This window comes from Mesorhizobium sp. Mes31 (assembly GCF_024519675.1).
Taxonomy (GTDB): domain Bacteria; phylum Pseudomonadota; class Alphaproteobacteria; order Rhizobiales; family Rhizobiaceae; genus Mesorhizobium.
In genome coordinates this window covers 214832-225213 of the sequence record NZ_JALJRL010000006.1, presented here as the reverse complement: position 1 = coordinate 225213, position 10382 = coordinate 214832, and the positions used below count along the sequence as shown (strand labels likewise).

At 63.6% G+C, this 10382-nt stretch carries 9 protein-coding genes; 1 reads left to right on the top strand and 8 read right to left on the bottom strand.

Going from position 1 to position 10382, the window contains the following annotated elements:
* Both NR193_RS12880 and NR193_RS12875 read right to left on the bottom strand, forming a co-directional pair.
* Positions 1–1472, bottom strand: a 1472-nt coding sequence (locus tag NR193_RS12880) for a potassium transporter Kup (RefSeq protein WP_256751206.1), incomplete at its 3' end; no start/stop codon positions are given.
* 99 nt (positions 1473–1571) lie between these two features.
* The gene (locus tag NR193_RS12875) at positions 1572–2312 is read right to left on the bottom strand and encodes a pyridoxine 5'-phosphate synthase (RefSeq protein WP_256751205.1); all 741 of its coding nucleotides are present in this window, start codon (positions 2310–2312) and stop codon (positions 1572–1574) included.
* Between the two features lie 112 nt (positions 2313–2424).
* Here NR193_RS12875 and NR193_RS12870 point away from each other — a divergent pair, with 112 nt between their 5' ends.
* Positions 2425–2829 (top strand): STAS/SEC14 domain-containing protein, encoded by a 405-nt coding sequence (locus NR193_RS12870; protein WP_256751204.1) that lies wholly within the window; start codon positions 2425–2427, stop codon positions 2827–2829.
* 59 nt (positions 2830–2888) lie between these two features.
* Here NR193_RS12870 and NR193_RS12865 read toward each other — a convergent pair whose 3' ends face one another.
* From NR193_RS12865 to NR193_RS12840, 6 genes are all read right to left on the bottom strand, one after another.
* Positions 2889–4016, bottom strand: a complete 1128-nt coding sequence (locus NR193_RS12865; protein WP_256751316.1) for an ATP-dependent RecD-like DNA helicase — start codon at positions 4014–4016, stop codon at positions 2889–2891.
* A 141-nt stretch (positions 4017–4157) separates the two neighbouring features.
* Positions 4158–4523, bottom strand: coding sequence for a nitrile hydratase accessory protein (locus tag NR193_RS12860; protein ID WP_256751203.1), 366 nt, complete (start codon positions 4521–4523; stop codon positions 4158–4160).
* Entirely contained in the window at positions 4510–5169 is a 660-nt protein-coding gene (gene nthB, locus NR193_RS12855; protein WP_256751202.1) for a nitrile hydratase subunit beta, read from the bottom strand. The genes NR193_RS12860 and nthB overlap by 14 nt, the downstream gene beginning before the upstream one ends.
* Positions 5166–5771 (bottom strand): nitrile hydratase subunit alpha, encoded by a 606-nt coding sequence (nthA, locus tag NR193_RS12850; RefSeq protein ID WP_256751201.1) that lies wholly within the window; start codon positions 5769–5771, stop codon positions 5166–5168. Before nthA ends, nthB begins: the two co-directional genes overlap by 4 nt.
* 76 nt (positions 5772–5847) lie before the next feature.
* On the bottom strand, positions 5848–9012 hold the full coding sequence (locus NR193_RS12845) for an efflux RND transporter permease subunit (RefSeq protein ID WP_256751200.1): 3165 nt from the start codon (positions 9010–9012) through the stop codon (positions 5848–5850).
* Positions 9009–10274, bottom strand: coding sequence for an efflux RND transporter periplasmic adaptor subunit (locus tag NR193_RS12840; RefSeq protein WP_256751199.1), 1266 nt, complete (start codon positions 10272–10274; stop codon positions 9009–9011). Before NR193_RS12840 ends, NR193_RS12845 begins: the two co-directional genes overlap by 4 nt.
* Positions 10275–10382: the final 108 nt, after the last annotated feature.

Below are 10382 nucleotides of genomic sequence, written 5' to 3'. Positions count from 1 at the left end.
GTGCCCGACACCAGCTGCGGCTTCTTCTTCAACAGATTGCCGGCGAGGAAATCGAGCGGGATCTCGTTGCGGCGGGTCTTGTCGAACAGATAGCGGCTGCCGCGGATCCATGTCGACATGATCAGTCCCATGAGGCAGGCAACTGTGATCGAGACCCATCCGCCTTCGACGATCTTCACGACATTGGCCAGGAAGAAGCCGCTGTCGATGGTCCCAAACAGCAGGGCCAGGGCCAGTGCGAGCGCCAGCTTCCATTTCCACAGCTTGCGCATCACCACGAACAGCAGGATCGTCGTCATCAGCATTTCGCCGGTCACGGAAATTCCGTAGGCGGAAGCCAGCGAACTCGAGCTGCCGAAACCGACAACCAGCACCATCACCCCCATCGCGATAAGCAGGTTGACACGCGGCATGTAGATCTGACCGAGCTGCATTTCGGACGTATGCTGCACCTCGATGCGCGGCAAAAGGTTGAGTTGCACCGCCTGGCGGGTCAACGAAAAAGCGCCTGAGATAACAGCCTGGCTGGCGATAACGGTCGCTGCCGTTGCCAGGCCCACCATCGGCATGAGCGCCCAGTCCGGCAGCATCTGAAAGAATGGATTGGTCGGTCTGCCGCCATTGGCAAGGACAAAGGCGCCCTGCCCGAAATAGTTGAGCAGCAGGCACGGAAATACCACGGAAAACCACGCCAACACGATTGGCTTGCGCCCAAAATGGCCGAGGTCGACATAGAGCGCTTCGGCACCTGTCACGGCCAAGAACACGGCGCCGACGGTGACGAAAGCAGCGGTCGGCGTGCTGACAAGATAGGCGACGGCATAATAGGGATTGATCGCCAGCAGGACCGAAGGATCGTCCATCAGGTGATAGAGTCCGGCGACGCCGATCGCCAGGAACCACAGAGCCGTCACCGGTCCGAATACGGCCGCCACCTTGCCGGTGCCGAAGCGCTGCACCGAGAACAAAAAGGCAAGGATGATCAGCGTGATGGGGACGACAAAGGCGTCCAATGTTGGCGTCACCACCTCAAGGCCTTCGACCGCGGAAAGCACGGAGATGGCCGGGGTTATGATCGCATCGCCGAAGAACAATGCCGCGCCGCACAGCCCGATCGCCAGGATCAGGGGGGCGCCTTTGGGATAGGCGGTGCGTGCAAGCGACATCAGCGACAGCGTGCCGCCCTCGCCCTTGTTGTCGGCACGAAGCACGAAGGCAACATACTTTATGGTCACGATGATCGTCAGCGCCCAGACGATCAGCGACAACACGCCCAGCACATCGGTGCGCGTATCGGTGCCGGGCGAAGCATGAAGCGCCTCGCGGAAGGCGTAGATCGGACTGGTGCCGATATCGCCATAGACGACGCCAAGTGCACCGAGCATCAGGACCTTGATGCTGTGCTGTTCGACGGCTGAATGACTCGATGGTTCGACGGTTTCAGCCTCGCTACCGCTGCTGGCAAGGGCCATCGACCAATCCCCGATAAGCGAGCGACGCTTTATACATGCTGCGATACGATATCAATTGCACACGACGGCTGCCATACCTGCAACGCGAGGCGTCTCACTCTACCACCCGGAAGCCTTCAGAAATCGCCCCACCGTGCCGGCCATGCCATACTCCAACGCGTCGGCTGTCAACCCATGTCCGATCGACACTTCGGCCAATGCCGGAATGCGTTTGACCAGCGCGGGTAGATTGCTGACCACCAGGTCGTGTCCGGCATTGACCTGAAGGCCGGCAGCGATGGCGGCGTCGGCGGTTTTTCCCAGTCTTTCCAGTTCCTTGGCCGCCCTGGCTGGATCGGAATGATAGCTGCCATAGGGACCCGTATAGAGCTCGATACGGTCGGCGCCGGTGTCACGCGCGGCGGTCACACAATCGGGGTCCGGATCGGAAAACAACGACACGCGGAAGCCCCCCTTTTTCAGGCGTTTGACGATCGGTGTCAGGAACGCGGCTTCGGCGGCAAAGTTCCAGCCATGGTCGGAGGTCGCCTGGGCGGGGTCGTCGGGCACCAGCGTCACCTGTTCGGGCTGATGCTTTTCCACAAGCACCAGGAAATCCTCGGTCGGATAGCCCTCGATGTTGAATTCCGCGCGCGGGAACTCGTCATCGATCAGGGACCGTATCTCGGGCAGATCTGAGTGTCTTGTGTGCCGCTCGTCGGGGCGCGGATGCACGGTCAAGCCGTGCGCCCCGGCTGCGAGCGCGATGCGGCCGAGACCGGTCACGCTCGGCCACGGCAGGTCGCGCCGGTTGCGCAGCATGGCGATGGCGTTGAGATTGACGGAGAGCTTTGCGGGCATGGAGCGGCCTCGGAATTCATTCGACGCGCCACCTATAATGCCTTTGGCGGGAACAGACAGGGGGTTTCGGGTGTTCCAGGAAGACGAACTGGTCCCGCGAAAGGAAGCGTCCATGAATTTTCTCGACACAGTCCCGGCGATCCGCCGCATCGACACCGATCGCGACGACCTTTTTGCCATCGATGTCGTCGGCTATGTTTCAGCCGCGGACGCCGAAAACCTGTTCGGCCTGCTGGAGGCGGCCTATGCCCTCCACCCGCGAATCGATGTGGCCGTGCGCCTGATCGACCACGAGGGCGTCGACTGGGCCGACATTTCGGACGACACGCTGAAACAGGGCACGATCCGTGCGCTGGAGCATGTCGGCCGTTGCGCGGCGATCGGCGAACCGGACTGGACGGCGGACGCACGGCGTTTGATGCCGGTTCCAGCTCCTGTCGAACTCAGGCACTTCAGCGCCGAAGAGGAACCCATGGCCTGGCAATGGCTCGCCGCCGAACCGATCGGGGAGCAATAGCGCAGGGCGGAAAAGGCTGACCGTCGAACGGAACACTGTCCGAAAGTCCCGGCGGACACTTACCTGACGATCGTCAGCCGTTCGGCCGCGCGGGTGATCGCGGTATAGAGCCAGCGCTGGCGGGTTTCCTTGAAGGCCCAGCTTTCGTCGAACAGCACGATCTCGTTCCACTGCGAGCCCTGCGCCTTGTGCACGGTCAGCGCGTAGCCATAGTCGAAATCATCGAAGCGTTTCTTCTGCTGCCAGGGAATATCGGCGTCCGGATCCTCGAATGCCGCCTTGAGCAGCTTGATCTTGGCGACGCCGCGATCAGGATCGTCCTCTTCCGGCGAGACCAGGAGGTTGATGCCCGGCTTCACCGTCTCGCGCGACGCGGTCATCACCTTCCACAGCGAGCCGTTGAGCAGCCCCTTGGCCGGATCGTTGCGCAGGCAGACCAGCTTGTCGCCCGCCTGCGGGTAGTCGGCATTGAACCCTTTCAGCTCGCGCAGACGCTGGTTGTAGCGGCGCCTTGTACGGTTGGTGCCGACCAGCACCTGATCCGCCTTCAGCACCAGCTCCTGGGTGACGTCTTCCTTGCCGATCACCTGCGCCGTGCCGTAATCGCCACGCATGAATTCGCGGCCCTCGCGCACATCGAGCGCCAGCCGCAGGATCGGATTGTCGCGCGCCTGCCGATGGATTTCGGTCAGCAGGAAATCCGGCTCGTGGTCGGTGAAGAAGCCGCCGCCCGAGATCGGCGGCAGCTGGCCGGGGTCGCCGAGCACCAGGATCGGCGTGCCGAAGCTCATCAGGTCGCGGCCAAGCTGCTCGTCGACCATCGAGCATTCGTCGATGACGACGAGCTTGGCGCGCGAGATCGGGCTCTGCCGGTTGAGCGAAAAGGTCGGCGACATCGAGGTCTTGCCGGTGACCTCGTCGGCAACCGATTCCTCGCCCTTTGGCCGGTAGATCAGCGAATGGATGGTGCGGGCGTTGACCGCGCCCTTCGAGCGCAGCACCTGCGCGGCCTTGCCGGTAAAGGCGGCGAACTGAACCTGGCCGTCGACATGCTCGGCGAAATAGCGCGCCAGCGTCGTCTTGCCGGTGCCGGCATAACCGAACAGCCGGAACAGCTGCGGCTTGCCGGTCTTTAGCCAGCGGGCGACCGCTTGCAGCGCCTCGTCCTGTTGGGGGGAGAATTCCATCAGTGCGACAGACCGGATTCGCGAGGGAAAGACAAGCTCGGCGACCGCCACGATCAATCCTTGGCGGCAAGGCTCAGACTATCAGGCCCAACCCGGAACGTAAAGTGAACACGCGGAACAGGTGGGCCAAGCCGCCATGACTTATTCGGTTCGCCCGGGATCGTTCTCCAGCAGGATCGGCTTGCCATGTGGCGTAGCGTGTGCCGCGCGCTCCCAGGCCTCAGCCATCGCGTCAACATCGGACTTTCCGGCCAGCCCCTTGGACGCAAGCAAGCCTTCCAGCGCCGCCAGCCAATGCTCATAATAATCATGGCCGTCAGCCGCGGCGCCCGGCTTCTTCACTTGGTCCGACAGCGCCTCCGCCCACTCGCTCCACGAAAACAGACCCTTGTCGTGCAGCGCGACCGTCATCGCGAAGGCTTGCGCCTGCCAAGGCTCGGCAAAGATCGGCGCCTCGACCCCCGCCGGCAGATCGGCGGCGTGTTCGTTTGCCTCATGCCAGTTCAAGATAGCTCTCCCAGGCGTCGATCGACACGGTTAGCGTCGGGTCGGCCCCCTCGCCCCAAATCTCGGCCCCTTCGAAAGCCACGGTATAGACCCATTGCGGGTTCTCACCCTGGCCATGCGCGTTGCTGTCGGGAAACACGAAGCCGTCGCGCACAGCCTCGATCGTTCCATGCTTGCCGCGTGCGTAGCGCGGCAGCCGCGTGTGGCCGGTCGGGTTGAAGTTCCTGGTCCGCACGAGGTCGCCCGCCTTGAACCGCGCCGGCGTGGCAACCGGCCGGTCGCAGGGACCGCCCTTGGCCAGCACCGCCGGCACGTTCTCAGCCTTCAGCACTCTTTTGGGGGTTGCAGCCGGATCAACCGCCGTGCCTGCCGCCAGATCGCGCTCGCTGACGAAGCCATGCCGCTTGAGCAGCACCTCCAGCGCCTTGATCCAGATCTGGTAATAGCTGGAGGCATAATAGTCCGCCGGATGCAGCGATTCCCGCGCATGCCGGCTCTCGTCTATAGTCCAGGCACCCATGGCTCCGGCGCATAAGGTCACGCCAAGCGCCCGCTTTTCCCATTCGGCATGAAAATACGGTTCGTCTGTTTCCGGCGCCACCGGCCCGAAGCCCATCTGCCCGCCGAGATCCTGCGGCCCGTTCATGCTGGCTCCCGTGCCAGGGCAGTGCCGATCATCGCATCGCGCGTCACCAGGTCGGCCAGCCGCTCCTCGCTCCAGCCCTCGGCGCCCTCGGGTCGCATCGGCACCACGAGATAACGCAGTTCGGCGGTCGAATCCCAGACGCGGATCTTCTTGGTCGCCGGCAGCGTCAGCCCGAATTCCTCCAGCACGCCGCGCGGATCGATGACCGCGCGCGAACGATAGGGCGGCGCCTTGTACCAGACCGGCGGCAGGCCGAGCACCGACCACGGGTAACAGGAGCACAAGGTGCAGACGACGAGGTTGTGGGTGTCCTTGGTGTTGAACACCGCCTGCATGTGTTCGCCTTGACGGCCGGTATAGCCGAGCGAGCCTATCGCCGCCGTCGCGTCGCGCTTCAGCCACGCCGCGAATTCCGGGTCCGCCCACGCCTTGGCCACCACCCTGGCGCCGTTGCGCGGGCCGATCTTGGTCTCGTAGGTGTCGACGATGACGTCGATCGCGGCCGGGTCGATCAGCCCCTTGCGGGTGAGGATCGTCTCCAGAGCGCGCACGCGCGCGGCAAAAGGATCGAGTTCGTTGTCGTGGTCATGATCGTGTGACATGACGGCAAATTACGATCGCAGATAAGAGGCCGCAAGCGCGACGGCTTGGGCCAGCACGTTCGCGGGTCGGTCGGCTCTATTCGGCCGCCGCCTTCTGCGGCTCGATCAGCGGCTCCTCATCGACATCGAACAGTGACGGCTGGGCAAGCGCCTCGGTTGGGCGCGGTTCGTCCTCGCGCTTCGGCCACAGCCCGATAAGCCAGCCGGAGAAACGCTCCATGTAGACATAGATGACCGGCGTCACGAACAGCGTCAGCGCCTGCGAGGCGACGAGGCCGCCGACCACAGCCACGCCGAGCGGCTGGCGCAGTTCGGCGCTGGCGCCGGTGCCGAGCGCGATCGGGATGGTGCCCATCAGCGCCGCCAGTGTCGTCATCATGATCGGGCGGAAACGCATGATGCAGGCCTTGTGGATGGACTCGACCGGCGACATGCCTTCTCGTCGCAATTCGAGCGCGACGTCGATCATCATGATGCCGTTCTTCTTGACGATGCCGATCAGCATCAGGATGCCGATGACGGCAATGACCGACAGGTCCATCCCCGCAAGCCTGAGCGCAACCAGTGCGCCCAGCACCGCCGAAGGCAGGCCGGTCAGGATGGTGAGCGGATGGATGAAGCTTTCGTAGAGGATGCCAAGCACGATATAGATGGTGAGGATCGCACCTCCGATCAGCAGTCCCTGGTTTGCGAGTGAATCCTGGAATGTCTTGGCCGTGCCGGCGAAGGTGGTCGAGATCGCCTTCGGCATGCCGATCTGTTCTTTCAGCGCGTCGATGCGGGTCACGCTATCGCCGAGCGCCACACCTTGCGGCAGGTTGTAGGAGATCGTCACCGCCGGAAGCTGGCCAAGCTGATTGACGGTCAAGGCGCCGGCGGTCCGGTCGACACGGGCGAAGGCGCCGAGCGGCACCAGACTGCCGCTGGCCGTCCTCACCTGGATGGCCAGCATCCGCTCGGGCGACCACTCGATCTTCGGATCGAGCTCCATGACGACCTCGTAGCTGTCGGCAGAGCCGAAGATGGTCGAGACCTGCTGGGTGCCGAAACCGCCATAGAGGCTCGAGCGCAGCGTGTCGGTATCGATGCCGAGCGTCGCCGCCTTGTCGCGGTCGACCACCAACGTCGCCTGCAGGGCATTGTTCTGCAGATCATCGGTGACGTCGGTGAAGGTCGTGTGATCGGCCGCCATGGCGTCGTTCAGCTTCTGCGCCCAGATGTCGGTCTGGCCCGTATCGAGGCCCTGCACCACCAGCTGATAGGCGCTTGCCGAAGAGCGCGAGCCGAGCCTGAGGTTCTGCACCGGCTGCATATAGGTCTCGATGCCTGGCACATTGGCCAGTTGCTTGCGCAGGTCCGACAGCACCTTGTCGATATCGGGGCGCTGGCCCTTGTCCTTCAGCTGGACATAGAGCCGACCCTGGTTCAGCGCATTGCCGCCACCGCCCGCCGAATAGGCGACATGCGAGACATAGGGCGAATGCGAAAAGACATTTGCCACTTGCCCCTGCAGCTTCACCATCGCATCGAACGAGATGTCCTGGCGCGCAATGGTCGTCACCGAGACCTGGCCGATGTCCTCCTGCGGGAAGAAGCCCTTCGGCGAAATCTGGATGAGCCAGACGGACGCCGCCGCCGTTCCGATGAAGACCAGGAAAACCAGGAATGTATGGCGCAGACAGAAGGTCAGCAGCCAGTCATAGCCGCGCATGAAGAAATTATGCTTCTGGCCCTCGCCGTGCGCGGCTTCCCGCTCGGCCTTCGACACCGACAGCAGCCTGGAGCAAAGCATCGGAGTGAGCGTCAGCGACACGAACATCGACGCCAGGATGGCAACCGTGACCACCACCGCGAACTCGTTGAAGATGCGTCCGATGACGCCCCCCATCAGGAGCACGGGGATGAACACGGCGACCAGCGAGATCGAGATCGAGATGATGGTGAAGCCGATCTCGCGCGCGCCTTTCAGCGATGCCTCGAAGGCCGAGAGCCCGTCCTCCTCCATGTGGCGGAAGATGTTCTCCAGCATGACGATGGCGTCGTCGACGACGAGGCCGACAGCCAGCGTCAGGCCCATCAGCGAGATGTTGTCGATCGAGAAGCCGAACAGGAACATCACGCCGAGCGTGGCGATCAGCGAGATCGGCACCGCCACCGCCGGGATGATCGTCGCCGTCACCCGGCGCAGGAACAGGAAGATCACCATGATCACCAGGGCGATGGTGAGCAGCAGGGTGAACTGCACGTCGTCGACGGCGGCGCGGATCGAGGTCGAGCGGTCGTTGAGCAGCTTGATGCTGGCCGCCGCCGGCATCTGGTCCTGGAACGACGGCAGCATCGCCTTGACGCGGTCGACGACGTCGACGGTGTTGGCGTCGGGCTGACGCTGCACCGCCAGAATGATGGCGCGCGTGCCGTCATACCAGCTCGCCGTCGTCGAGGTCTCGACCGAGTCGATGACGCGGGTCACCTCCCCCAGCCGTACCGGATGCCCGTTCTTGGTGGCGATGATGAGATCGGAGAATCCCGCCGCATTGGTCAGCTGCGTGTTGGCCGTGATGGTCAGCTGCTGCTTGTCGTTCTGCAGCACGCCGAGTGGCGTGTTGCTGTTGGCCGAGGCAATCGCCGTCTGCAACTGGTCGATCGAGATGCCACGTGCGGCAAGCGCCGTCGGATCGATCTGGACGCGCACGGCGTATTTCTGCTGGCCGAAGATCGAGACCTGCGCCACGCCGTCGATTGTCGACAGCGACGGCGAGATGACATTCTCGGCAAAGGCATCGAGATCGGTCAGCGGAACCGTGTCGCTGACCAGGGACATCAACAGGATCGGCGCGTCGGCCGGATTGACTTTGCGGTAGCTCGGCGGCGCCGTCATCTCCGGCGGCAACTGGCGCTGCGTGCGCGCGATGGCCGCCTGCACGTCGGCCGCTGCCGCGTCGATATCCCGGTTGAGCACGAACTGGATGGCGATGGAGGTCGAGCCGAGCGAGTTGGTCGTCGAGATCGAGTCGATGCCGGCAATGGTGGCGAACTGCTTGATCAGCGGCGTCGCCACCGAGGTCGCCATGGTTTCCGGCGAAGCGCCCGGCAGCGAAGCCGAGACATTGACGACTGGAAACTCGGCGCTCGGCAGTGCGGCCACCGGCAGGAATTTGTAGGCAAAAAGCCCGCCCAGCACGAGGGCGAACGACATGAGCAGTGTGGCGACCGGCCTGCGGATGCAGAATTCGGAAATCATGGGCGTGCCTCGCCGGCCTTGTCGGCCTCGGCCACCTTGGGAGCGGCCTGGCCATCGGCACCGGCTGAAGCCTTGCCTTCACGCACTGCGGCACCCTCCTTCAGCCTTGTCTGGCCTTCGACGACAACTTTCTCGCCACTTTTCAGACCTTCGCTGATGGCACTGTTTTCACCCTCGGTCAGCGCCACCTGCACCGGCCGCATCTCGACCGTGTTGTCCTGCTTGACCACATAGACGAACGGCCCCTTCTGGCTGGGCTGCACCGCGACCGTGGGAACCGATGTCATTTGCGGCATGATGCCGGCATCGAGCACGACGTTGACATATTGCCCCGGCCACAAGGAGAGATCGGAATTCGGCACGCTCGCCCGCGTCGCGATCGTGCCCGAGGCGGTATCGACGCTGGAATCGACGAAATCGAGCGTGCCCTTGCCGACCGGCGTCGGATCGCCGTCCTTGATCAGCGTCACGGCACCTTGCTGCGGCGTCGCCAACGCCTTGTGCAGGAGGGCCAGATTGCTTTCGGGAAGGTTGAAGTTGACCTGCAGCGGATCCATCTGGGTGATCGTCACCAGCGGGGTCGCCGTGCTGCTGCTGCCATTGCTGGTGGTGACGAGATCGCCGACCGCGACATTGACGGCGCCCAGTCTGCCGGAAATCGGCGCCCTGATCGCGGCGAAGCCAAGCTGGACGTTGTCGGCGTCGATCGTCGCCTTGTCGGCATCGACGGTCGCCGCCGCAGCCTTTTGTGCCGCCATCGCCTGATCATAGGTTTGCTGCGTGCCGGCCTGCTTGGCGACCAGGTCCTTGGCGCGCTGAAGATCGGACTGCGAACTGGCGAGCATCGCCTGGTCCTTGGCGAGCGTCGCCTGGTCCTTGGCGAGCTGCGCCTTCAGCGCGCGGTCATCGAGCGAGAGCAGAAGATCGCCGGCCTTCACCATCTGCCCGTCCTTGACGTCGATCGACACGATCTGGCTGGATACGCGCGCATTGATGTTGACCACGGCCGGAGAGGAGACGAAGCCGATCGCATAGCGCCGGATCGGGAAGTCAGCCGTCGTTGCTGTGGCGGAAACGATCGAGGCCGAGCGGGCGCCATTGCCGCCGCCGGCCTGCTTGCCGGCCGCCGCCTTGTCCGACGCCGCGACCGGCTTTCCGCCGATGATCTGCTGAACCTTGCCCATCGTGTCGGGCGAAAGATAAAGCCAGGCGGCGCCTGCGCAAGCGACCGCAAGCAATGAAAGGATGGCTTTTCCACGCATGATCAAAAGGCCCTCTCCATCCGACACGTCGTGGCCTGATGGTCTTATTCTAGCGCAAATCACGGCCTCTTGCCGCGATTTCGCCGAATAGATAGGACACGCCTTGGG

Coding starts and splice junctions, on each gene's coding strand:
- nthA (WP_256751201.1), bottom strand. CDS start 5,771: ATGTCACACGATCATGACCACGACAACGAACTCGATCCTTTTGCCGCG.
- nthB (WP_256751202.1), bottom strand. CDS start 5,169: ATGAACGGGCCGCAGGATCTCGGCGGGCAGATGGGCTTCGGGCCGGTG.
- NR193_RS12845 (WP_256751200.1), bottom strand. CDS start 9,012: ATGATTTCCGAATTCTGCATCCGCAGGCCGGTCGCCACACTGCTCATG.
- NR193_RS12840 (WP_256751199.1), bottom strand. CDS start 10,274: ATGCGTGGAAAAGCCATCCTTTCATTGCTTGCGGTCGCTTGCGCAGGC.
- NR193_RS12865 (WP_256751316.1), bottom strand. CDS start 4,016: ATGGAATTCTCCCCCCAACAGGACGAGGCGCTGCAAGCGGTCGCCCGC.
- NR193_RS12870 (WP_256751204.1), top strand. CDS start 2,425: ATGAATTTTCTCGACACAGTCCCGGCGATCCGCCGCATCGACACCGAT.
- NR193_RS12875 (WP_256751205.1), bottom strand. CDS start 2,312: ATGCCCGCAAAGCTCTCCGTCAATCTCAACGCCATCGCCATGCTGCGC.